This window comes from Diaphorobacter sp. C33 (assembly GCF_030503915.1).
In the GTDB taxonomy this organism is placed as follows: domain Bacteria; phylum Pseudomonadota; class Gammaproteobacteria; order Burkholderiales; family Burkholderiaceae_C; genus Diaphorobacter; species Diaphorobacter nitroreducens.
This window is the reverse complement of the sequence record NZ_CP129980.1, coordinates 3646073-3668136: the sequence shown is the minus strand read 5'-3', so window position 1 is coordinate 3668136 and position 22064 is coordinate 3646073. Positions and strand designations below refer to the sequence as shown.

Below are 22064 nucleotides of genomic sequence, written 5' to 3'. Positions count from 1 at the left end.
GCCACCTCACACTCACGAGAAGAGCTTGCGAAAACTTCTCAATACTCTAACAAAGGGCAACAAAACCCGATGAATCAACGGTCGCCGCAAGACCGCTGACTGAATATTTTCAAATGCAGACTTGATGTGGAAAGCCAAAACCTCACTTAGGTCAGCAAAGAAAATACGCCTGTTCTCCCTTATCACCACGGGAATTTCCTTGTTTGGAAATTCAGAGAACCTGCGAGCACCCATTTTTGCACTCTTAGTCGCCAGCAAAAAGCCATGGCCAAACTCTCGATCCGGCTCGAGATGACAACCTTCGGCCCATTCGTTCCATGCATTAACAAATACTATTTCGTCCCCTTGCTTTGCAGCCAAATCCAAAGTAGAACTCAGCCAAAACTCATAATTGTCAGGCTCGCCATTTAGAAACAGAAGGGCCCTATTATTCACTCGCGCCGTATTATCCCAAGAAGGAAATATTGTCTTAAAAACTTTCCCTCCATCATAGGTGCGAGAGAGGTAAGACTGCGCGACCGTCGCATAGTCCATAACATTTCCGACAAACGGTTGGTAGAACGCAATCTCAGAATTAACATTGGCAGATTTCATATTGTGCGGAGGGAACTCCACCCCCGCATCAAATCCATAATCCGCATAATTTTCATTGCCGTGCGTCAATGCAGCGCATAAAAATATCTCACCAACTCCATTTTTTCGACAAAACTCACGCCATATTTCAATTGTCTTCCCAGCATCAGGAAGATGCTGCGGCCTATAAACAATCAAAATTGGTTTATCATCAACCCTAATATACCTCTCATCCTCAAAAAAAGGAACCAATGATTTTATAAAATCGGTGTCGTCATCCGGGAGATATTTTTGAGCAATCAAAACCTCATGCTCCGCAGCATCCCAACGGCGAGTCCAATTTTCATTAGCCCAGCAAAGGCAAAATGGCATATCGCTTTCTTGGTCAGAAAGCATATCATCCAACGGACGGTTCAATATCCTCTTGCCAGAAAACCAATAATAATGGTAGCAAAATCCATCAATTCCGTGATCTTTCGCCATCTTAATTTGATCACGTCTAGTCTCCCTAACCCTCAGATCATAAAATCCCAAATCTGTAGGAAGATGCGGTTGGTAGTGACCATCAAATAGCGGTTTCGCCTTGGTCACATTTGTCCACTCGGTAAACCCCCTCCCCCACCACACATCATTTTCGGGTGTTGGATGAAATTGCGTAAGATAGAATGCAATCAATTTAACACTATTACCAGACGCATCAGATATTTTCGTAACACTCATCACCAATAATCCTCACCGAATCGCCAAAGATCAGATCCTGATTCCAAAGAAGTGAATGAGTTTATGAATTCGTGCCCTCCATACGGGCCCCATCCAGGCCCCTAGTCGAAATCGGAGCGAAGGCATATTTACCGAGAACTGAGAAGAAGGCGGAATTAATGGAACAACATCACCCTCGCTTTCAAGTGCGACAGCCTTGATCACCACTTGATAGACATTTGAATGAGGAGCTTTATTGATAGCTGCTTTCTGGTCGTTGGATAGACGGCTCCAGCTATTTGCAAACTCAGTAGCCTCAGGAGTTGCGATCACATACCTTACATCCACAATCTTCAACCCAGCCGCAGAAAACAGATCTTCTATATTTTTGAGGCAAAAAAAACGGATATGAGTTCTATCAAGCAACCCCCAATCTCTATATTGAAAATCACCATTTAAAAGACAAGAAATCACTGAGGCATGGCCGGCGTGTGGCAACGAGATGACGGCATACCCATCGGGCGCAATAAAAGAGGCTATTTTTTTAAGGTTGCTCCAAGGGTCATATAGATGCTCTAGGACATCCGCAGCCACAACCACTTCAAATTTCTCGAGTGCATTAATGAGCTCAGGCCAATTCGATGAATTTAAATCAGCCCGAATCACTTGATCGCAATAAGGCCGCACTCTATCAATTGCATCTGCATCGATTTCCACCCCTGTTACGCGACATCTATTCTGCTCAAAAAGTACTTTAGTTATTGATCCAGGCCCGCACCCCACTTCTAATACGCGCTTATTAACACCCACCAAGCGAACTACATTCGCGGGTGCAGAGGCAGAGGCCGTATCGACAGAATATTCGTAATTGTGTTTTTTTCTACGCATGACAATCTCTTTCTGCTCAGGAAGATGATGTCCCATTGGCGACCTGCCAATAAACACCAACGCCATCAATCTCTTGAAGGACTGGACTCAACCGTTTTTCAGCCAGGAAGGTTTGAACAGCCAACTTACATCCCTGAACGACGTGATAGTCATCCACAATTACATAGCCACCGATGGAGACTTTGTTATAAAGAGCATTGAGAGCATCCCAAGTAGATTCATACATGTCGCCATCTAATCTCAGAATAGCTAATTTATCAATTGGCGCATTTGGCAAGGTATCTTTGAACCATCCCTTGAGAACACGCACCTGCTGATCCCAAAGACCATATTTCTGGAAATTGTGCTGAACCGTTTCGAGAGAAATTCTCAAATCATTAAATGTATGAAAATTATCCCCTGCATCTGCGGGATACATTTCTTCATTTGGCGGGGGAAGTCCCTCGAAAGAATCCGCAAGCCACACACATCTATCTGTAATGTGATATGCATCCAGGATTGCCCTCATTAATATGCACGCGCCGCCACGCCATACGCCTGTTTCGATAAAATCCCCTTCTATCCCATTCCCGAGAACACTCTCAACAAGCTGGCGAATATTACCAAGTCGCTTTTGCCCGATCATCGTATGAGCCATCGAAGGCCAATCCCAACCGTATTCGCGCAATACTGGATCAAACTTATCAGAGCCTAGCGCCTGTAGTGGAGGATCTTCATATATGGTTCCCCCCAAGCACTTTTGGATCAAATTGAGGTAATTATCTATCAGACGCGCACGCTCTTGTACGAGCCATTTATTAAGGTCATTGGCTTTCATCTCGTCTCCTAGCCCTTCAAACCGGACACCGCGTAAGATTTTTCAAACCTCTGCTCAAACGCCCTATTAACGTTTTACGCTGTCGCCACGCCGCCTTATAAAGCGCGCGGTCGAGATGGGTTAGTTCGACAAGCAGATCTCTAGTTGTACGTGGCAAGTCTTCTAACGTTGGACGCCCAGGATTAGCATTTGAAACAACCTTACCCTGAGGGGGATTAATATTTAGACTTCGCAGAATACAATCTCTATCCTTCTCAAACGTTTCAGCAAACCCAATATAAGAAAAATTATTGAGGTGGCCAATTGCCAGATCAAGCATTTCCTTATCGCCGTAACTTAAGATATTACGTCCATTCGTATGCCCATATCCGTTAGCCAACTGCCACGTTTGATTATTCCAAATACAAGCCTTAACCGAAGGACGCTCGAAACCGAGTTTCAAAAATTCATCAAGCGAAAGATTTTGGGTTAGAGCATAAATTTCATACTCGAGCGGATTTCTCGTTCTGCAGAAATAGTAATACGAGAGAACTCTTTCAATAGGATTGCGCAAGAAAGTAAATGAGTACCTTCGTACCATTATCTTTTTTGCGTAGTCATACCCAAAATGCCCCGAAATGAAGCTTCGATTTTGAAGTTTAGGATCATCACTCCCCCTTGCATCAACCAGCGCATCCAGCTCTTTCGGGGGCAACAAAAAATCTCCATGGCTAGTCACCTGATCTGATCCGTAAGCGGCTCTAGCCAGATCAACAATTGAACTCCCTGCAGTTTTCTGTATATGCAAAAACACCGCTGATCTAGGTGATATTTTATTAGAATTCATCCTTCACCCTACCTTTTTTAATTCAATTCGATCAAATGCGACGCCAACCAATCCACTTACGGCACTTGACGTTTGCGATTCCAGAATAAATGCATCGTGCACCCATTGAAGCTGGATCACATCGGGTGGTTGGCCATCTGCGATTGCCACATCTACGGCATAACTGCCTCTTGGCAATATAGGCAACCTGAAGACGAACACAGCACGAATCACCTCGCCTGCCGCAACCTTCACTGGAGACAGGCAAGTGTCGAGATAGGTGTTTTGCCCTATGATTACTTGCCCTAGTTTGTCTTTAATATTAAAACCAACAATCAAGTCAGAGCAATCATTTAGTACTTTCGCCTCTACAACAATACAAGCAGCCTCCCCCCCGACCATCCATGAAAGTTTCCTCCCAGCAAGATCCTCAAGCCCTGCATATGTCACGACAGCCCCACCATTCCCGAAGCTACTTTTAACCTCCTGAAATCCGATCACTTTGAGGTCATTTCGTAGATTAGAATTATTAATAAAATCTAGTCGCATGTCCCGGCATTGATCAAGGGATTCCAGGATAGCCTCTGAGGCCAGTCCTTTGTCAAGCTGATTTTTCGCTTGATTGTTCTCTGTTTGCCTGCTATGTACAGCAGAATATCTATTTGCAAGATACTCTTCAGACACCGCCTTAGCAGAGCCAATAGCTTTCACCCGACCCTTTTCCAGCCATATTGCGCGATCACACAAATTAACCACTGCACCTGTACTGTGGCTAACAAAAAGTATCGTCCCTCGCTCCTTGAAATCTCGCAAAAAACGCATACATTTTTGCGAAAATAGCGCATCCCCAACCGCCAGAGCTTCATCGACCACTAAGATATCGGCGTCGACATTTGCCATTACTGCGAATGCCAAACGCACATACATTCCAGAAGAATAGCTTTTGACTGGGCGCTCAATGAATTCGCCAATATCAGCAAAGTCAATGATCGAACCATAACGTCTATCAATCTCAGCCTTACTCAGCCCGAGTATGGATGCATTCAAGTAGATATTTTCGCGTCCAGTAAATTCCGGATTGAATCCGGAACCAAGCTCAAGCAGAGCCGCGACACGCCCTTTCTTCTCAACGCGACCGGCACTCTCACTCAAAGTATCGCAAATCAATTTGAGCAGCGTCGACTTACCAGATCCATTCAACCCAATAATCCCGACAGTCTCTCCACTCGCAACCTCGAAAGAAACATCACGCAAAGCCCAAAATTCATCAAAATAATTTTTCTGCGGGAGTCCAAGAAAACTTTTAAGCCATGGATAAATGAATTGCTTTAAACGATCACGTGGATTTTTATAAATTTGATAGCATTTGCTTAGATTTTCAACTCGAAGAACAATCTCAGAGGACATCAGCAAAACCCCTTCGCGTCTTCTGAAACCACAGAAATCCGAGCCAAGCTGCCAAGGCAGAGGAAACTATGTACACCGTCAGCAAATCGGCATCTGGCTGTGCGCCAAAATAAAGAACAGCCCTTACCTGCTCAACAACTAAAGTAATCGGATTAAGATATAGTAAATAGCGATATTCTTCCGGCAGAGATGCTGCGGGATAGAAAACTGGACTTAAAAACATAAGAACTGCAGTGGCCATCCCGATAAGCTGCGCCACATCTCGAAGGTAAACTCCCAGAGAGGCCAAAAACCAACTTAATCCCATTAAGAAAAACAAGAAAGGCAGCATTATCAATGGGAAATAAATCACTGTTGCCGGCGGAACACCAACCAAAAACACGTAGGCAACAACCCAGACGAAAAAACTAATCGCGCCATGGAACATCGCTGATATCACACTCACGAAAGGTAGTATCTCCAATGGAAACACCACCTTCTTAACGTAATTTGCATGTACAACAATGACGCCGGGAGCGCGATTGATACACTCCGAAAAAATGCTAAATATGATCAACCCGGGAAATAGTACAAGGGCAAATTCGCTTTTAGAGTCAGTGCTGCCAGGCCAACGCGATTTAAATATATTGCTGAAAACAAATGTATATACAGCCAACATGAGTAAAGGGTTTAGAAAAGACCACAGTAGGCCTAGAGCAGAGCCGCGATAACGCCCCAAAACATCACGTTTTACGGATGCCACAATTAGATCCCGATGGCGCCACAAGCTGCCATACATTTCTTTCGGGTTGGCCAAAAAGTGCTGCATCAGACGAACACCTCCGCCGCAGCAAGCGTCAGCCCCTGCGTATCCTTGGCCGACAACCTGGGCTCGCCTTCATACGGCCAGCGGATCGCCAACTGCGGATCGTTCCACGCAATGCACCGCTCATGCTCGGGTGCGTAGTAGTCCGTCGTCTTGTACAGGAAGTCCGCGCTTTCGCTGAGCACCACAAAGCCATGTGCGAAGCCCGGCGGTACCCACAACTGGTGCTGGTTGTCCTCGGACAGTTCTGCCCCCACCCATTGCCCGAAGGTCGGTGAGCTCTTGCGGATGTCCACTGCCACATCCCACACCTTGCCCCGCGCCACACGCACCAGTTTGCCCTGTGGCTGCTGGATCTGGTAATGCAGACCACGCAGCACGCCCTGGCTGGAGCGGCTGTGGTTGTCTTGCACGAATTGGTGGTTTGTGCCCGTGGCCTCGTTGAAGGTCTTCTGGTTGAAGCTCTCGAAGAAGAATCCCCGCGCGTCGCCGAACACTTTGGGCTCGATCAGCACGACGTCCGGGATAGCCAGTCGCGTTGCCTTCATCAGTACACCGTCTCTTTCAGCAGTCGTTGCAGGTACTGGCCATAGCCGTTCTTGGCCAGCGGCTGGGCCAGTCGCTCCAGCCGGTCAGCGTCGATCCAGCCGTTGCGCCAGGCGATTTCCTCGGGGCAGGCAATCTTCAAGCCCTGGCGCTGCTCCAGCGTGGCAATGAATTGGCTGGCGTCCAGCAGGCTGTCGTGCGTGCCGGTGTCTAGCCAAGCGTAGCCGCGGCCCATGATCTCGACGCTCAATTGGCCTTGCTCCAGGTACAGGCGGTTGAGGTCGGTGATTTCCAGCTCGCCGCGCGGGCTGGGCTGGAGCCCCTTGGCCAGTTCGACCACCTGGCTGTCATAGAAGTACAGGCCCGTGACGGCGTAGCTGGACTTAGGCTTCTGGGGTTTTTCCTCCAGGCTCAGCACTTTGCCGCTGGCATCGAATTCGGCCACGCCATAGCGCTCGGGATCGTGCACGTGGTAGGCAAAGACGCTGGCCCCTTGCGGGCGGGCCATGGCATTGGCCAGCAGTTCGTGGAAGTCGTGGCCGTAGAAGATGTTGTCGCCCAGCACCAGCGCGCTGGGGCTGCCGGCCAGGAAGTCTTCACCGATCAGGAAGGCCTGGGCAAGCCCGTCGGGGCTGGGCTGCACGGCGTATTGCAATTGCAGGCCCCACTGGCTGCCGTCTCCCAGCAGCTGTTCAAAGCGCGGCGTGTCCTGCGGGGTGCTGATGATGAGGATCTCGCGGATGCCCGCCAGCATCAGCGTGCTCAGCGGGTAGTAGATCATGGGCTTGTCATACACCGGCAGCAGTTGCTTGCTGATGGCAAGCGTTGCCGGGTGCAGGCGGGTGCCGGAGCCGCCGGCCAGGATGATGCCCTTGCGCGTGGGTGTCGTCATTGCAATGGGGGGGTCGGTCAGAGGATTTCGGTGAGCATGCGCGCCACGCCCTGCTGCCAATGCGGCAGCACCAAGCCGAAGGTGGTTTGCAGCCGGGTGGTGTCCAAGCGCGAGTTGTGCGGGCGCCGCGCCGGCGTAGGAAAGGCGCTGGTGGGCACGGGCGCCACCTCGGTTGCTTTCAATTCAATAGCTGGCCGCGCTTGCCTGGCATGCTCCAGAACGTATTTAGCATAAGAGTGCCAAGTGGTCTCGCCGCTGGCCACGCAGTGGTACAGGCCGCCGTCCCCGGGGCGGCTTTGCAGATGGCGGACGGCATGTGCCGTCACGTCGGCCAGCAGGTCAGCCCCCGTGGGCGCACCCCATTGGTCGTCGATGACGGTGAGGCGCTCGCGCTCGCTGCCTAAGCGGAGCATGGTCTTGGCAAAGTTGCCGCCGCGTGCGGCATAGACCCAGCTGGTGCGCAGGATGAGGTGGTGGCACCCTGTCTGCTGGATGTGCTGTTCGCCCTCCAGCTTGGTGGCGCCATAGACTGACAGCGGAGCCGGCGCATCGGTTTCCACCCAAGGCCGCGTGCCGCTGCCGTCGAACACGTAGTCGGTGCTGTAGTGAACCAGCCAGGCCCCCAGGCGCGCAGCTTCTTCTGCCAGCACGCCGGGCGTGGTGGCATTGAGCAGCCGGGCAATCTCGGGTTCGCTCTCGGCCTTGTCCACGGCAGTGTGGGCGGCGGCGTTGACGATGACGTCAGGCCGCAGGGCGCGCACGGTCTCGCGCACGCCTTCCGGGTTGGCAAAGTCGCCGCAGTGCTCGGTGCTGTCGTGGTCCAGCGCGGTGACCCGGCCCAGCACGGCCAGGCTGCGCTGCAGTTCCCAGCCCACCTGGCCGCTCTTGCCCAGCAAGAGGATGTTCATGCCGCAGCGCCTTCGTATTGCTTTTGCACCCACTCGCGATAGGCACCGCTTTGCACCTGGGCCACCCATTCGGGGTGGTCCAGGTACCACTGCACGGTCTTGCGGATGCCGGTCTCAAAGGTTTCCGCGGGCTTCCAGCCCAGTTCGCGCTCGAGCTTGCGTGCGTCGATGGCGTAGCGGCGGTCGTGGCCAGGGCGGTCGGTAACGTAGGTGATCTGGGTTGTGTAGCTCTGGCCGTCGCTGCGCGGGCGCAACTCGTCCAGCAGGGCGCACACGGTGTTGACGATGTCGATGTTGGGCTTTTCGTTCCAGCCGCCTACGTTGTAGGTCTCGCCCAGCCGGCCCGCCTGCAGCACGCGCCGGATGGCGCTGCAATGGTCCTTGACGTACAGCCAGTCCCGGATCTGCATGCCGTCGCCATACACGGGCAGGCTTTTGCCTGCCAGGGCGTTGACGATCATCAGCGGGATGAGCTTTTCCGGAAAGTGCATCGGGCCGTAGTTGTTGCTGCAGTTGGTGGTGAGTACCGGCAGGCCGTAGGTGTGGTGCCAGGCCCGTACCAGGTGGTCACTGGCCGCCTTGCTGGCGGAGTACGGGCTGTTGGGCTCGTAGTTGTGCTCTTCGGTGAAGGCCGCAGCAGCCGGCGCCAGACTGCCATAGACTTCGTCGGTACTCACGTGCAGGAAGCGGAATGCTTCTTTTTGTGTAGCTGGCAGCGCTTGCCAGTAGTGCCTGACGGCCTCCAAAAGCCTGAAGGTGCCGACGACGTTGGTCTGGATGAAGTCCTCGGGGCCGTGGATGGAGCGGTCTACGTGGGATTCGGCGGCGAAGTTGATCACGGCGCGTGGCTGGTGCTCGGCCAGCAGGCGATCCAGCAGCGCGCGGTCACCGATGTCGCCCTGCACGAACACGTGACGGCCATCGCCCTGCAGGCTGTCCAGGTTGTGCAGGTTGCCCGCGTAGGTGAGCTTGTCCAGGTTCACCACCGGCTCGTCACCGACAGCCAGCCAGTCGAGCACAAAGTTGGCGCCAATGAAGCCTGCGCCGCCTGTTACCAAAACCGTCATACCTTGGAATCTGAGAAAAAATGTTTGAAAACCGGGAGTGACTGCAACACCAATCGTAGGTATCCCAAACGATAGAAACGGTGGGTGATGCGATGGCAGAGCGCACTTATGGCGTCAGAACCATGCATGCGACTCATAAGCTGCCTGCGTTCGTGAAAGAACTCGGGTGCGCGATATAACGCATCGCGATACACCCGCAATATCAACAAAAATCGCCCCGCCATCGTGTGACGGCCTACCATGAGGATGTGGGCCAATAGCAAACGTAGGAAGTTGCGCCATAGCAGACGTGCTGGTATCAGCTTGATATGCATCCACAGCGTGTTGCGCAAGCCGTGGTAGGCAATGAAGGGGTTGTATCCACCGCCGCTGCTGGCTTGGCCTTCATGCCACGCTAATAACTTGTCCAGGTATGCCGGCTGGTAGCCCAGGAGTAAAGCGCGCAGCACCAAATCGGTATCTTCACAGTAACAGAAGAAGCGCGGGTCGAAGCAGTATCCAGACAAAGCCAACAAACGCTCGACACACCGCCGTGTGAGCATGCAGCAACCACCAGTGGGACCGACGTAGATGTCGTCCAGCGTTTTTCGGTCAGCGGGCATCAGGCTGGCATAGATGGCGATACCCAGGGTATCCACCTCATCAGGTGCAGCCAGTCTGTGCATGCGGCCACCTGCTAGTCCAGCCACGTCTCCAGCCGTGTTGAGCATTTCATCCAGGCTGCCCAACATGTCTGGGTGGGCCACCGCATCGTTGTTGAGCAGCATGATGCGCTGGCAAGAGGCGTTTTGCAGCAGCAAATCGATCAGTACATTGCTACCTTGGGCGAAACCCAGGTTTGTCTCTGACCGGTAAATGTGGAGGCTGCCCGCCTGGGGGGACTGCGCGTTTTGTAAGAGGTGCTGATAGTCGTCCGACGCGGAAGCGTTATCGAGCACCAGAACCCAATCAGGCAGCAATTTGGACTGCTGGATGGATTCCAGACAGCGCAGCGTTTGTCGAGCCGTGTTGTAGTTGATGACAAGCACACCAATACCCGAGGCGGAGATGGACGCTTTTGCAGCGAGATGCAAAACCTCCACCACCTCTGGCAACTTCAGCACAGCGATTGACTCAGCCATGGGGACTCTCAGAAGCATCGATCCGGCCGTAGGCATCATCAAAGCGAACAATGTCATCCTCACCCAGGTAGGAACCCGACTGAACTTCGATGATCTCAAGCGGCTGAGCCCCTCTATTGCGCAAGCGATGCTTGTGCCCTGGCGGGATGTAGGTGGACTCGTTTTCCTTCAATGAGAAATTACGCTCACCATGGGTGACCTCTGCCTCACCTTTCACCACCACCCAGTGCTCGGCGCGATGCTGGTGCATTTGCAGGCTGAGGCTGGCGCCGGGGTTCACCACGATGCGCTTGACCTGAAAGCGCTCCCCGCTATCGATCAGGTCGTACCAGCCCCACGGCCGATGCACTTTGCGATGCTGGTTGGTAATTCTGTGTCCCGCCTGACTGAGACGATTGACCAGGCTCTTCACTTCTTGGGTGCAGCGCTTGTCTGCCACCAACACCGCGTCGGCGGTTTCTACGACAACCAAGTCGCGCAACCCTACGCCAGTCACTAGTCGGCTATTGGACATGAACAGGGTGTCATTGCAGTCTTGGTGCAGTACGGCGCCGCCAATGACTGCATTACCGCGACTGTCTCGCTCCATGACCTTCCACAGGGCATCCCAAGAGCCCACGTCAGACCAACCTGCTTTCAGAGATACAACCGAACAGGCAATGCCCCACTCAGGATGTTCCAAGAGTTTCTCCATCACCGCGTAGTCAATAGAGTCGGATGGACAGGCGGTGAAGGCGGCTTTGTCAGGACGGATGAAATCCAGATCGTGTCTTGCCGAACGCATGGCGGCCTGGCAACTGCCAAGAATCTTTGGGTTGCATAGCTGCAGGGCCCTCAGCCATGTGCTGGTGCGCAGCATGAAGATGCCGCTATTCCATAGAAAATTCTGCTGCTGCACATATTGCTGCGCCAAGGCTAGAGGAGGTTTTTCGGTGAATGCCTCCACCGGACACACTCTGTCTTCTGCGTGTTCGTGCCGGTATTGGATGTAGCCAAAACCAGTTTCAGGATATTGGGGCAAGATGCCGAAGGTGATCACGGCGCCTCGACTCGCGTACTCGAGCCCTGCGCGTACAGCATTTTGAAAAGCTGTAATGTCCTGGATCACATGGTCGGCAGGCATCACCAGCATCACCGGATCTCCGCCATCCCGGCAGGCATGCAGCGCAGCCAGTGTCAGCGCGGGTGCAGTGTTGCGCCCAACCGGCTCCAGGATGATCGATGCCGCCCCGCTTTCCACTTCCCCCCATTGACTCGCGGCCAAGAAGCGGTGCTCTTCGTGGCATACCAAGGTAGGCGTCGGCGCCAATGAGATGCCCTCATTCCATCCCCGCAAACGCATGGCCGTCTGCTGCAGCATGGTTTGCGGGCCAGTCAAGGCAAGGAACTGCTTGGGGTGGCTTTCACGCGACAAAGGGAACAAACGGGTACCAGAGCCGCCACACAGAATGACGGGAAGTAACTCGGTCGTCATACCGAGAGGTGCTCGTTGGAGTTCAACGGCTCCGCCGCAATTCTCTGGGTTTCAATATCAGCCTGCAGCAATGCCAAGCGCTGATTCAGTCTCCGAACATCCCGCTCGATACGCGTGTTCACCATATCCGAGTGCAGCGCCTTCACCAAAAGGACCATGCACGCTAGCAAAAGCAGCAGCGCAGGCGGATAACTAATGCCTGCCAAGCCAGCCAACTTATCGATAAGCCCCGGCCAGACTCCCAAAAAAGCCGCAGCGCTCGCCACGAAAACCCAAAACAATCCGTGCATCACGTACAAATGATCGCGGCGGATGAGGTAAAGGATTAACGCTGCCAAGCCGAAGCCCATGAGCGTGGTGGTCAACTGCAAGGAGGCCATTGGATTCCAGGAACGGTCAACGCTTGAGGCACGCAGCTTCTATAAGAAGGAAGAAAGGCTGCACACCACCAATATGCGATGTAAAAGTAAGACGAAGATGACGGCGCCACCGAGAAGTCAGGAGCGCCTGATTTTTTGGCTGGATTGTACGAAGGGACACTCGCTATCCAAGCAACGAGCGAGGAAGCTGCAAGTAGGACTACAGGCGTGTGAAGACGATCTGGCAAGACCTGTGTCTCTTGAAACTGTCACGAATGCCTCTATCATTAGCACTCGAAACAGATGAGTGCTAACAACACCGCTGTGTCAGTTCCCTGCGCCCGCGTTGCGGGCGCGTTGTTTGATGTCGCAATCCTTTTTGTTATCAGGAGAGATGCAATGAATCTTCGCCCCCTGCACGATCGCGTGATCGTCAAACGTATCGAAAGCGAAACCACGACCGCCTCGGGCATCGTGATCCCCGACAACGCTGCGGAAAAGCCCGATCAAGGCGAAGTGCTGGCCGTTGGCCCTGGCAAGAAGAACGACAAGGGCGAGCTGATCGCCCTGAACGTGAAGGTCGGCGACCGCGTGCTGTTCGGCAAATACAGCGGCCAGACCGTGAAGGTCAATGGCGACGAGCTGCTGGTGATGAAGGAAGACGACCTGTTCGCGGTCGTCGAGAAGTAATCCCTTCTGGTCAACTCATTTTTCATAGCTGCCTGCGCTTGATAGATCAGCGTTGGCAGCCCATTTGATTCAAATTTGTAGGAGCCAAAAATGGCAGCAAAAGACGTAGTGTTCGGCGGCGAAGCCCGCGCTCGCATGGTTGAAGGCGTGAACATCCTGGCCAACGCGGTCAAGGTGACCCTGGGCCCCAAGGGCCGCAACGTGGTGCTGGAGCGCTCGTTCGGCGCCCCCACGGTGACCAAGGACGGCGTGTCCGTGGCCAAGGAAATCGAACTGAAAGACAAGCTGCAGAACATGGGCGCGCAGCTCGTGAAGGAAGTGGCTTCCAAGACCAACGACATCGCTGGTGACGGCACCACCACCGCTACCGTGCTGGCTCAGGCCATCGTGCGCGAAGGCTCCAAGTACGTGGCCGCCGGCCTGAACCCCATGGACCTCAAGCGCGGCATCGACAAGGCCGTGGTGGCCCTGGTGGAAGAGCTGAAGAAGGCCTCCAAGGCCACGACCACCTCCAAGGAAATCGCCCAGGTGGGTTCGATCTCCGCCAACTCCGACGAGTCCGTGGGCAAGATCATTGCCGACGCCATGGACAAGGTGGGCAAGGAAGGCGTGATCACCGTGGAAGACGGCAAGTCGCTGGAAAACGAGCTGGACGTCGTGGAAGGCATGCAGTTCGACCGCGGCTACCTGTCGCCCTACTTCATCAACAACCCCGAGAAGCAGTCCGCGATCCTGGACAACCCCTTCGTGCTGCTGTTCGACAAGAAGATCAGCAACATCCGCGACCTGCTGCCCACGCTGGAGCAAGTCGCCAAGGCCAGCCGTCCGCTGCTGATCATCGCCGAGGAAGTTGACGGCGAAGCCCTGGCCACGCTGGTGGTGAACACCATCCGCGGCATCCTGAAGGTCGTGGCCGTGAAGGCACCCGGCTTCGGCGACCGCCGCAAGGCCATGCTGGAAGACATCGCCATCCTGACGGGCGGCAAGGTGATCGCCGAGGAAGTGGGCCTGACGTTGGAGAAGGTGACCCTGGCCGACCTGGGCCAGGCCAAGCGCATTGAAGTGGGCAAGGAAAACACCACCATCATCGACGGTGCTGGTGCCGCTGCCGACATCGAAGCCCGCGTCAAGCAGATCCGCATCCAGATCGAGGAAGCCACCAGCGACTACGACCGTGAGAAGCTGCAAGAGCGCGTGGCCAAGCTGGCCGGCGGCGTGGCCGTGATCAAGGTGGGCGCTGCCACCGAAGTCGAGATGAAGGAAAAGAAGGCCCGCGTGGAAGACGCCCTGCACGCCACCCGCGCTGCCGTGGAAGAAGGCATCGTGGCCGGCGGCGGCGTGGCACTGCTGCGCGCCAAGCAGGCCGTGGGCAACCTGTCCACCGGCAACCCTGAGCAGGACGCCGGCATCAAGCTGGTGCTGAAGGCTGTCGAAGCGCCCCTGCGCGAGATCGTGGCCAACGCCGGTGGCGAACCGTCGGTGGTCGTGAACGAAGTGCTGAACGGCAAGGGCAACTACGGCTTCAACGCAGCCAACGACACCTACGGCGACATGCTGGAAATGGGCATCCTGGACCCCACCAAGGTGACCCGCACGGCCCTGCAGAACGCCGCTTCCGTGGCCTCGCTGCTGCTGACGACCGAAGCCATGGTGGCCGAGGCGCCGAAGGACGAGTCCGCAGCCCCCGCCATGCCCGGCGGCATGGGCGGCATGGGTGACATGGGCATGTAATTGCCAGAGCCCTGTCTGCGCCCTGAAGGCGCAGGCAGCACCCAGCCCGCAAGCAGTGCTTGCGGGTTTTTTTTCGCCTGCGTGCGTGGCGGGCGACCTTCCGCGGCGCACTGCGCGCGGATCTGGCCCGCCTTTCCCCAATACCCCTACACAAAAGCAAGCTTTGCGCTCCTCGCATAATTGTATTTATATGTAAATATTAGTAATTCATTGCTAGCGGTTCACTCTGGCCGTACCGCCATCGCACGGCCCTTCGCAGGAGCCTCCGCCATGCACACGACCCCTCGCCGTCTCTTTCCCTGCATCCTCTCCCGCGACCCCTACCGGCGTGTGCGCGTCGGCATGGCGCTGCTCGCGCTGCTGCTGATGAGCTCCAGCGCCCTGGTAATGCTGTTGCTGCACCACCCCAGCGCAAACCACCACCTGGACGCTGTGCGGCGGCACTTTCGGTGGGGGGGCTCGCAGTCATCACGCTGCTGATCCGCACCGGCTGGTCCGAGCGGCTGCGCGATCCGTCCCTGACCCTGGTGCAAATGGCGTGGACCATTACTAGCGGCGCCGTGGCTTACGTGCTGGCAGGGGAAGGCCGAGGCGTGGTGCCCTCCGTGCTGGCCATGATCCTGTTCTTCGGTGCGCTGGGCCTGCCGCCGCGCCAGGTCGTGGGCATCGGGCTCTACGCGATGGCGGCGTTCTCGGCGGCGGTGGTCGTCTCGCCGCGTTTCTACGCGACGACGTTCGACGTCATGGATGGCGCCTACGCAGCCATGATCCTGATCGTGCTAGCCGGGTGCATGGTGGTGAACCTGCGCGTGCAGCAGATGCGCCAGCGCCTGGACCGGCAACGTGAGGCGCTGGCCGAAGCCCTCGCGGAAAACCGCGCGCTGGCCATGCGCGACGAGCTCACGGGCCTGTACAACCGCCGCGCCATGGTCGAGCTGATCCAGCTGGAGTGCCGGCGGCGCCGTCGCGGGCAGGGCACGTTGTTGTTCGCCATGATCGATGTGGACCATTTCAAGCGCGTCAACGACCACCACGGCCACGCCATGGGCGACCATGTGCTGCGGGTGTTCGCCGACGCCCTGCGCGCCAATGTGCGCGAAACCGATGTGCTGGCGCGCTGGGGCGGCGACGAGTTCCTGCTGCTGCTCAGCGACATCGAACCACGCAGCGCCCAGACCCTGCTGGAGCGCACGCGCGAAGCCATCGCTGCCCTGCCCGTGCCCAACGCACCGCCGGGCCTGCGCCTGAGCATGTCCGCCGGCCTGGCGCTGCACCTGCCCCATTCGTCACCCCAGGAAACGCTGGAGCGCGCCGACCAGGCGCTCTACGCCGCCAAGGACCAGGGCCGCAACCGGGTCGCCCTGGCTCCAGAACTCCAGCCGGCGCCTGTAGATGATGCGCCGGCCATGCCCCAGGGAGCGCGCGCCTGAGCCCCGTCAGAGCAGGAAGCGCACCCCGTTTCAGGCCGCCAGACGGCGCAACAGCCCCGCGCTGGACGGGTCCAGCCCCTGCACATCACCCGTGGCCAGACGCGGCTCCAGATCCTTGGCGATGCCTTTGCCCAGTTCCACACCCCACTGATCGAAGCTGTTGATGCCCCAGAGCGCCCCGCTGGTGAACACGCGGTGCTCGTACAGCGCGATCAGCGCGCCCAGCGACGCCGGGTCCAGACGCTCCAGCACCAGAAATGTGCTCGGTCGGTTGCCGCTGAAGCGCCGGTGGCCGTCGGCCTCTTCGGGCCGTCCCATCATCAGCGCCCGGGCCTGGGCCAAAGCGTTGGCCACCAGACGCGGGTGCTGGTCCGGCAAATCACGCCCCGGCTCGCGCAGCGCGATGAACTCCACGGGCACGGTGTCGGGCCCCTGGTGGATCATCTGAAAGAACGCATGCTGCCCATTGGTGCCCGGCTCGCCCCAGACCACGGCAGAAGTGGCATAGGGCAGCGGCTGACCGTGCGCGTCCACCCCCTTGCCGTTGCTCTCCATCTCCAGTTGCTGCAGGTACGCGGGCAGGCGGCGCAGGCCATGGCTATAAGGTGCCATGCTGCGGCTGGAGAAGCCGTGAAAATTGCGGTACCACAGGTCCAGCAGCGCCAGCCGCACGGGCAGGTTGGATTCCAACGGCGCGGTGCGGAAATGCTCGTCCATCGCATGTGCACCCGCCAGCAGTGCGCGAAAGTGCGGCGCACCCACGGCAATGGCAATTGGCAGCCCGATGGCGGACCACAGCGAATAGCGTCCGCCCACCCAGTCCCAGAAGCCCAACGTGGTGGTGATGCCGAACTGCGCCGCCGCTTCCAGGTTGGTCGTCAGTGCATAGAAATGGCGCGCCAGCGGCAGCCGCGCCCGCGCGTCCTCGCTGCCGCCTTGGTCCAGGAACCATGCACGCGCCGCCTGTGCGTTGGACATGGTCTCGGCGGTGGTGAAGGTCTTCGACGCAATGAGGAACAGCGTGCTTTCGGGCCGCAGCTGGCGCAACAGGCTGCCCAGCTCCATGCCGTCCACGTTGGAGATGAAGTGCAGGCGCTTGCCCGGGTGGCGCAGATCGTCCAGTGCCTTGACCACCATCGCCGGCCCCAGGTCCGAGCCGCCGATGCCGATGTTCACGATGTCGGTGATGCCATCGTCAGCGCGCACGCGCTCGGCGAGGGCCAGCATGTCCTCCAGCGTGGCGTGCACGTCGTGCAAGGCAGAGGCAATTTCAGGCGCTACTGTATCGATAGCTGCTTGCGCTTGACCTGTATGCCCTGGAGCCGGTTTTCGCAACAACCAATGCATCACCGCGCGCTGCTCGGTGTTGTTGATCGGCCGGCCCTCGAACATCGCATCGCGGTAGGCCACCACGCCGCATTCACGCGCCAGCTGCAGCAGCAGCGCTTCGGTGGGCGCGTCGATCAGGTTCTTGGACAGGTCCGCAAACACATGCGGAGCGTCCTGGCTGAAACGCTCGAAACGCTGCGCATCCTGCGCAAATGCGGCGCGCAGGTCGAAGCTGCGGCCGGCGCTTTCGTAATGGGCACGCAGGCGCTGCCACGCGGTCGTGTGGTCGCAGCGGGTGCGGGGATCGTCAAAATTCATGCAGCGGCTTGCATCAGTTGTTCCAGCTTGGCCGCGTCCGCCGCAAATGCGCGGATGCCTTCGGCCAGCTTCTCGGTGGCCATGGCGTCGGCATTGAGCGCATAGCGAAAGCCCGCCTCGTCGTACTGCACCGGCTGCAGCGCAACGCGGCGTGCCGCCTCGGGGTCGAGCACGCGTGCCACCGGTGCATCGCTGGCGGCCAGTTGGGCCAGCAGTTCGGGGGCGATGGTCAGCAGGTCGCAGCCCGCCAGCGCGACGATCTGCCCGGTGTTGCGAAAACTCGCACCCATGACCTCGGTGCCGATGCCGAAGTGCTTGTAATGGTTGTAGATGGCGCGCACGGACTGCACGCCCGGGTCATTGGCGCCGGCCATGGCGGCCTCGTCCCAGTTTGCGCCGGCCTGCTTCTTGTACCAGTCGTAAATGCGTCCGACGAAGGGCGAAATGAGCTGCACCTTCGCCTGACCACAGGCCACCGCCTGTGCAAACGAAAACAGCAGCGTAAGGTTGGTGTGGATGCCGCGCTGCTCCAGTTGGCGCGCGGCCTGGATGCCCTCCCACGTGGCGGCGATCTTGATGAGCACGCGGTCGATGTGCAGCCCTTCGGCCTGGTACAGCTCCACGATGCGCTCCGCACGCGCCACGGTCGCCGCGGTATCGAACGACAGGCGTGCATCCACCTCGGTGGACACGCGCCCAGGGATGATCGACAGGATCTCGCAGCCGAAACGCACGATCAGCCGGTCCATCAACTCGTCGATGGCGCGGCCATGCCAGCGCGTCACGCAGTCCTTGAGCAGCGGCGCGTACTCGGGCTTTTGCACGGCCTTGAGGATCAGCGAGGGGTTGGTGGTGGCGTCCTGCGGCTGGAACTGGGCCAGCTGCTTGAAATCGCCGGTGTCGGCCACCACGGTGGTGTACTGCTTGAGCGCGTCGAGTTGGTTCATGGCGTGTTGTCCAGGGAGAAAGGCGCGGGGAGCCCAGCCCCGGCGCGAACCGGCAAGTGTATGCGCGGCCACGGCCCGCCCCGTGTCGGTCAATGCCGACCATGAAACTCGATAACATCGTGCACTGGATATGGCGCCCCATGCGGGCACCGTTTTCCCATCGATCAACCCTCTACACATCACCGCAGCTGGCTCATGAGCTTTGATCTGGTCCTCTTCGGCGGCACGGGCGACCTCGCCTGGCGCAAGCTGCTGCCTGCCTTGTTCCAGGCCTTTCGCCACGGGTCCCTGCCGCCGCAGGGACGCATCATCGGCGTGGCGCGCGACGCGCTGAGCGACGATGACTACCGCGCGCTGATTGCCCGGCGCTTTGCCGATGTGGAGGGAGAAAAGCGCCCCAGCGACGAAGAATTCGAACGCTTTGCCGCGGTGTTGCAGTACCAGCGCATGGATCTGTCCCAGCCAGAGGATTACGCCCTGCTGGCGCGGCGCCTGCGCGAGCGCCACGCCGACACGGTGGTGATGTACCTGGCCACCGCGCCCGCGCTGTTCACCACCGTCTGCGAGCAGCTCGGCGCTGCCGGCCTGGCGACGCCCGCCACCCGCGTGGTGCTGGAAAAGCCCCTGGGGCACGATTTGGCTTCCAACCGTGCCATCAACGCCGCGGTGCGCAGCGTGTTCGACGAACGGCAGATCTTCCGCATCGACCACTACCTGGGCAAGCCCTCGGTGCAGAACCTGCTGGCGCTGCGCTTTGGCAACGCGCTGTTCGAACCCCTGTGGCGGCGCGAGACCGTCGCCAGCATCGAGATCACTATGGCCGAGCAGCTGGGCGTGGAGCAGCGTGGCGCCTTCTACGACCAGACCGGCGCGCTGCGCGACATGGTGCAGAACCACGCGCTGCAGCTGCTGTGCGCGATCGCCATGGAGCCGCCCATCAACGCCCATGCCGATGCCATCCGCGATGAGAAGCTCAAGGTGCTGCGTTCGCTGAGTACGTGGACACCCGCCACGCTGCTGCAGGACGTGGTGCGCGGCCAGTATTCCACCGGCACCACGGCCTGCGAGGGCGTGCGCGCCTATGCCGACGAGGACGGCGTGGCGCCCGGCAGCACCACCGAAACCTTCGTCGCCCTGCGCACCGAGATCGCCAATTGGCGCTGGGCGGGCGTGCCGTTCTACATCCGCACCGGCAAGCGCCTGGCCGCGCGCGAGGCACACATCGCCATCAACTTCCGCCCCACGCCCCACGCCATCTACCGCACGCCGCTGGGCGCAGCCAACCGCCTGGTGATCCACCTGCAGCCGCGCGACGGCGTGGCGCTGCACCTGTTTGCCGCGGGGCAGGAAAAGCGCGGCATGCGCATTTCCGAAGCCCAGGCGCTGGCGCCCGTGCAGCTGGACCTGGACTTCGACCAGCGCTTTGGCAGCCAGCGCGTGGGAGCGTACGAGCGGCTGCTGCTGGACGTGATCGCCGGGCGCCTGAATCTGTTCGTGCGCGCCGACGAACAGGAAGCCGCCTGGCATTGGGTGGAACCCATCATGCAGGCCTGGGCCGAGCAGGACGCCCGTGGCGAAGGCCCACGCCCCTATGCCGCTGGCAGCTGGGGCCCCAGCGCCGCCAGCGCGCTGGTGGCCCGCGAAGGACACACCTGGATGGAAGAATGCTAGACCGCATCACCGCTTCCCTGCCATCGCTCGCCCCCGCCGAGCAGCGCGTGGCCCAACTCGTGCTGGACGACCCGCGCGCCTTTGCCCACCTGCCGGTGCGCGAGCTGGCCGTGCGCGCGCGCGTCAGCAAGCCGACAGTGGTGCGCTTTTGCCGCAGCATGGGCTATGACGGCCTGGCGGACTTCAAGCTCAAGCTGGCCGGCAGTGTGAGCGAGGGCGTGCCCTTCATCCACCGCAGCGTGGACGCCGACGATAAGACCAACGACGTGCTGGTGAAGGTGGTGGACAACGCCGTGGCCGCCTTCCTGCAGTACCGCAACGCCGCCAGTACCAATGCGCTGGAGCGTGCGGCCGAGGCCATCGCCAGCACCTGGCAGACGGGGCGGCGCATCGAGTTCTACGGCGCGGGCAACTCCGGCATCGTGGCGCAGGACGCGCAGCACAAGTTCTTTCGCCTAGGCATCACCAGCATCTCCACCAGCGACGGCCACATGCAGGTGATGAGCGCCACGCTGCTGGGCCCGGGCGACTGCGCGGTGATCATCAGCAACTCGGGCCGCACACGCGACCTGATGGACGCAGCCGACATCGCGCGCAAGAACGGCGCAACCACTATCGCCATCACCGCCAGCGGCTCTCCGCTGGCACACACCTGCCGCATCCACCTGGCGGCCGACCACCCCGAGGGCTATGACCGCTACAGCCCCATGGTCTCGCGCCTGCTGCACCTGCTCATCATCGACGTGGTCGCCACCTGCGTGGCGCTGCGCATCGGCGAGCCGCTGCAGCCGGTGCTGCAGCAGATGAAGAACAACCTGCGGGCCAAGCGGTATACCTGAGGGCACCCCCCTGAGCGGCTGCGCCCGGGCCAAGCCCGCTGCGCGGCGGTTGCTGGGATGGGGCGCGCCAGTTCCATGCCGTGCGCCCTATGGGGAAGCACAAAAACAATAGCTGCTACCGCCTGTCCTGCTTGGATTTCAGGCACAAAAGCATCTGAAATCAAGCAATAACAAGCGGTAACAGCTCTCTTTTTCAGAGCGTCGTTTCAGCGCCCGTAGGTGGCGGTGAAGCTCGCCTTGGCCAGGGTGTGGGCGTTCACCATGAAGCCGGCGAGCGCGGCGGGGGCGTCGTCGGGCACATCGATACGCTCCACCGACAGCGCATGCACCGTGAAGATGTAGCGGTGCGGCTTGTCGCCCGGCGGCGGGCACATGCCGCCCCAGGCGTACTGCCCGTAGTCGTTGCGGATCTGGCGCGCGCCAGCCGGCAGGTGGGCGCCGCCCTTGGCGCCGGCGTTGGCGGGCAGCTCACTCACCGAAGCCGGCAGATCGATCACATACCAGTGCCAGAAGCCCGAGCCCGTGGGCGCGTCGGGGTCGTACACGTTCACGGCAAAGCCCTTCGTGCCCTCGGGCGCGCCGCTCCAGCGCAGCACGGGCGACTGGTTCCGACCGCTGCAGCCAAAGCCGTCGAACTCGAAGCTCTGTGCAATGGTGCTGCCGTCGGCGATGTCGGGACTGGTGAGGGTGAAGGCGGTCATGCGCGGTACTCCTGGGGTTCGTTGACGGGAAACTGTCAGTATGCCCG

Annotated in this window: 22 protein-coding genes; 6 read left to right on the top strand and 16 right to left on the bottom strand. The window is 58.5% G+C overall.

The features are described from left to right. Positions 1-12 precede the first annotated feature (12 nt). From QY917_RS17305 to QY917_RS17245, 13 genes are read right to left on the bottom strand one after another with little or no spacing between them, the layout of a single operon-like run. Positions 13-1293, bottom strand: a complete 1281-nt coding sequence (locus QY917_RS17305; protein WP_123675013.1) for a glycoside hydrolase family 99-like domain-containing protein — start codon at positions 1291-1293, stop codon at positions 13-15. A gap of 30 nt (positions 1294-1323) precedes the next feature. Continuing rightward, the gene (locus QY917_RS17300; protein WP_123675012.1) at positions 1324-2226 is read right to left on the bottom strand and encodes a bifunctional 2-polyprenyl-6-hydroxyphenol methylase/3-demethylubiquinol 3-O-methyltransferase UbiG; all 903 of its coding nucleotides are present in this window, start codon (positions 2224-2226) and stop codon (positions 1324-1326) included. Beyond that, a complete protein-coding gene (locus QY917_RS17295) occupies positions 2177-2977 on the bottom strand; it encodes a TylF/MycF family methyltransferase (RefSeq protein WP_123675011.1) in 801 nt (266 codons plus the stop codon). The genes QY917_RS17300 and QY917_RS17295 overlap by 50 nt, the downstream gene beginning before the upstream one ends. A gap of 16 nt (positions 2978-2993) precedes the next feature. Continuing rightward, entirely contained in the window at positions 2994-3803 is an 810-nt protein-coding gene (locus tag QY917_RS17290) for a sulfotransferase family 2 domain-containing protein (protein ID WP_123675010.1), read from the bottom strand. Between the two features lie 3 nt (positions 3804-3806). Beyond that, entirely contained in the window at positions 3807-5189 is a 1383-nt protein-coding gene (locus tag QY917_RS17285; protein WP_123675009.1) for an ABC transporter ATP-binding protein, read from the bottom strand. Next, on the bottom strand, positions 5179-5997 hold the full coding sequence (locus tag QY917_RS17280; RefSeq protein WP_123675008.1) for an ABC transporter permease: 819 nt from the start codon (positions 5995-5997) through the stop codon (positions 5179-5181). Before QY917_RS17280 ends, QY917_RS17285 begins: the two co-directional genes overlap by 11 nt. Then, positions 5997-6542, bottom strand: a complete 546-nt coding sequence (rfbC, locus tag QY917_RS17275; protein WP_123674926.1) for a dTDP-4-dehydrorhamnose 3,5-epimerase — start codon at positions 6540-6542, stop codon at positions 5997-5999. Before rfbC ends, QY917_RS17280 begins: the two co-directional genes overlap by 1 nt. After that, complete coding sequence (gene rfbA, locus QY917_RS17270; protein ID WP_123674925.1) at positions 6542-7432, bottom strand: glucose-1-phosphate thymidylyltransferase RfbA; 891 nt, start codon at positions 7430-7432, stop codon at positions 6542-6544. The genes rfbC and rfbA overlap by 1 nt, the downstream gene beginning before the upstream one ends. Positions 7433-7449: 17 nt before the next feature. Beyond that, a complete protein-coding gene (rfbD, locus tag QY917_RS17265; protein ID WP_123674924.1) occupies positions 7450-8340 on the bottom strand; it encodes a dTDP-4-dehydrorhamnose reductase in 891 nt (296 codons plus the stop codon). Further along, positions 8337-9407 (bottom strand): dTDP-glucose 4,6-dehydratase, encoded by a 1071-nt coding sequence (gene rfbB, locus QY917_RS17260; protein ID WP_123675007.1) that lies wholly within the window; start codon positions 9405-9407, stop codon positions 8337-8339. The genes rfbD and rfbB overlap by 4 nt, the downstream gene beginning before the upstream one ends. Beyond that, complete coding sequence (locus QY917_RS17255; RefSeq protein ID WP_123675248.1) at positions 9404-10528, bottom strand: glycosyltransferase family 2 protein; 1125 nt, start codon at positions 10526-10528, stop codon at positions 9404-9406. The genes rfbB and QY917_RS17255 overlap by 4 nt, the downstream gene beginning before the upstream one ends. Next, on the bottom strand, positions 10521-12002 hold the full coding sequence (locus QY917_RS17250) for a mannose-1-phosphate guanylyltransferase/mannose-6-phosphate isomerase (RefSeq protein WP_123675006.1): 1482 nt from the start codon (positions 12000-12002) through the stop codon (positions 10521-10523). The genes QY917_RS17255 and QY917_RS17250 overlap by 8 nt, the downstream gene beginning before the upstream one ends. Continuing rightward, a complete protein-coding gene (locus tag QY917_RS17245) occupies positions 11999-12382 on the bottom strand; it encodes a DUF2304 domain-containing protein (protein ID WP_123675005.1) in 384 nt (127 codons plus the stop codon). The genes QY917_RS17250 and QY917_RS17245 overlap by 4 nt, the downstream gene beginning before the upstream one ends. Positions 12383-12760: 378 nt before the next feature. On the opposite strand from QY917_RS17245, the gene QY917_RS17240 reads away from it, so the two are divergent. From QY917_RS17240 to QY917_RS17225, 4 genes are all read left to right on the top strand, one after another. Next, positions 12761-13051: a co-chaperone GroES gene (locus QY917_RS17240; protein WP_011804151.1), complete on the top strand. Its 291-nt coding sequence runs from the start codon at positions 12761-12763 to the stop codon at positions 13049-13051. 90 nt (positions 13052-13141) lie between these two features. After that, positions 13142-14782 carry a chaperonin GroEL gene (groL, locus tag QY917_RS17235; protein WP_012655678.1) on the top strand — a complete coding sequence of 547 codons (1641 nt, stop codon included), beginning with the start codon at positions 13142-13144 and terminating at the stop codon, positions 14780-14782. Between the two features lie 270 nt (positions 14783-15052). Then, on the top strand, positions 15053-15262 hold the full coding sequence (locus QY917_RS17230; RefSeq protein ID WP_302078110.1) for a hypothetical protein: 210 nt from the start codon (positions 15053-15055) through the stop codon (positions 15260-15262). Continuing rightward, the gene (locus QY917_RS17225; RefSeq protein WP_302078108.1) at positions 15232-16212 is read left to right on the top strand and encodes a GGDEF domain-containing protein; all 981 of its coding nucleotides are present in this window, start codon (positions 15232-15234) and stop codon (positions 16210-16212) included. The genes QY917_RS17230 and QY917_RS17225 overlap by 31 nt, the downstream gene beginning before the upstream one ends. A 30-nt stretch (positions 16213-16242) precedes the next feature. On the opposite strand, the gene pgi is transcribed toward QY917_RS17225, so the two are convergent. Further along, entirely contained in the window at positions 16243-17859 is a 1617-nt protein-coding gene (pgi, locus tag QY917_RS17220) for a glucose-6-phosphate isomerase (RefSeq protein WP_123675004.1), read from the bottom strand. Then, positions 17856-18806, bottom strand: coding sequence for a transaldolase (gene tal / locus QY917_RS17215; protein WP_012655675.1), 951 nt, complete (start codon positions 18804-18806; stop codon positions 17856-17858). The genes pgi and tal overlap by 4 nt, the downstream gene beginning before the upstream one ends. Before the next feature lie 195 nt (positions 18807-19001). Between tal and zwf the strand changes: the two genes are divergently transcribed. Together zwf and QY917_RS17205 are read left to right on the top strand one after the other, a co-directional pair. Then, positions 19002-20477, top strand: coding sequence for a glucose-6-phosphate dehydrogenase (gene zwf / locus QY917_RS17210; RefSeq protein ID WP_123675003.1), 1476 nt, complete (start codon positions 19002-19004; stop codon positions 20475-20477). Next, on the top strand, positions 20471-21316 hold the full coding sequence (locus QY917_RS17205; protein WP_088887581.1) for a MurR/RpiR family transcriptional regulator: 846 nt from the start codon (positions 20471-20473) through the stop codon (positions 21314-21316). Before zwf ends, QY917_RS17205 begins: the two co-directional genes overlap by 7 nt. A gap of 206 nt (positions 21317-21522) precedes the next feature. Here QY917_RS17205 and QY917_RS17200 read toward each other — a convergent pair whose 3' ends face one another. After that, on the bottom strand, positions 21523-22017 hold the full coding sequence (locus QY917_RS17200; RefSeq protein ID WP_011804144.1) for a YbhB/YbcL family Raf kinase inhibitor-like protein: 495 nt from the start codon (positions 22015-22017) through the stop codon (positions 21523-21525). Between the last annotated feature and the right edge of the window lie 47 nt (positions 22018-22064).

Excerpts from the sequence above, each read along its gene's own strand:
- QY917_RS17290 (WP_123675010.1), bottom strand. The coding sequence starts at position 3,803 with ATGAATTCTAATAAAATATCACCTAGATCAGCGGTGTTTTTGCATATA.
- QY917_RS17205 (WP_088887581.1), top strand. The coding sequence starts at position 20,471 with ATGCTAGACCGCATCACCGCTTCCCTGCCATCGCTCGCCCCCGCCGAG.
- zwf (WP_123675003.1), top strand. The coding sequence starts at position 19,002 with ATGAGCTTTGATCTGGTCCTCTTCGGCGGCACGGGCGACCTCGCCTGG.
- rfbC (WP_123674926.1), bottom strand. The coding sequence starts at position 6,542 with ATGAAGGCAACGCGACTGGCTATCCCGGACGTCGTGCTGATCGAGCCC.
- rfbD (WP_123674924.1), bottom strand. The coding sequence starts at position 8,340 with ATGAACATCCTCTTGCTGGGCAAGAGCGGCCAGGTGGGCTGGGAACTG.
- QY917_RS17245 (WP_123675005.1), bottom strand. The coding sequence starts at position 12,382 with ATGGCCTCCTTGCAGTTGACCACCACGCTCATGGGCTTCGGCTTGGCA.
- groL (WP_012655678.1), top strand. The coding sequence starts at position 13,142 with ATGGCAGCAAAAGACGTAGTGTTCGGCGGCGAAGCCCGCGCTCGCATG.
- QY917_RS17240 (WP_011804151.1), top strand. The coding sequence starts at position 12,761 with ATGAATCTTCGCCCCCTGCACGATCGCGTGATCGTCAAACGTATCGAA.
- QY917_RS17230 (WP_302078110.1), top strand. The coding sequence starts at position 15,053 with ATGCACACGACCCCTCGCCGTCTCTTTCCCTGCATCCTCTCCCGCGAC.
- rfbA (WP_123674925.1), bottom strand. The coding sequence starts at position 7,432 with ATGACGACACCCACGCGCAAGGGCATCATCCTGGCCGGCGGCTCCGGC.
- QY917_RS17250 (WP_123675006.1), bottom strand. The coding sequence starts at position 12,002 with ATGACGACCGAGTTACTTCCCGTCATTCTGTGTGGCGGCTCTGGTACC.
- QY917_RS17255 (WP_123675248.1), bottom strand. The coding sequence starts at position 10,528 with ATGGCTGAGTCAATCGCTGTGCTGAAGTTGCCAGAGGTGGTGGAGGTT.
- pgi (WP_123675004.1), bottom strand. The coding sequence starts at position 17,859 with ATGAATTTTGACGATCCCCGCACCCGCTGCGACCACACGACCGCGTGG.
- QY917_RS17295 (WP_123675011.1), bottom strand. The coding sequence starts at position 2,977 with ATGAAAGCCAATGACCTTAATAAATGGCTCGTACAAGAGCGTGCGCGT.
- rfbB (WP_123675007.1), bottom strand. The coding sequence starts at position 9,407 with ATGACGGTTTTGGTAACAGGCGGCGCAGGCTTCATTGGCGCCAACTTT.
- QY917_RS17305 (WP_123675013.1), bottom strand. The coding sequence starts at position 1,293 with ATGAGTGTTACGAAAATATCTGATGCGTCTGGTAATAGTGTTAAATTG.
- QY917_RS17285 (WP_123675009.1), bottom strand. The coding sequence starts at position 5,189 with ATGTCCTCTGAGATTGTTCTTCGAGTTGAAAATCTAAGCAAATGCTAT.
- QY917_RS17200 (WP_011804144.1), bottom strand. The coding sequence starts at position 22,017 with ATGACCGCCTTCACCCTCACCAGTCCCGACATCGCCGACGGCAGCACC.
- QY917_RS17280 (WP_123675008.1), bottom strand. The coding sequence starts at position 5,997 with ATGCAGCACTTTTTGGCCAACCCGAAAGAAATGTATGGCAGCTTGTGG.
- tal (WP_012655675.1), bottom strand. The coding sequence starts at position 18,806 with ATGAACCAACTCGACGCGCTCAAGCAGTACACCACCGTGGTGGCCGAC.
- QY917_RS17300 (WP_123675012.1), bottom strand. The coding sequence starts at position 2,226 with ATGGCGTTGGTGTTTATTGGCAGGTCGCCAATGGGACATCATCTTCCT.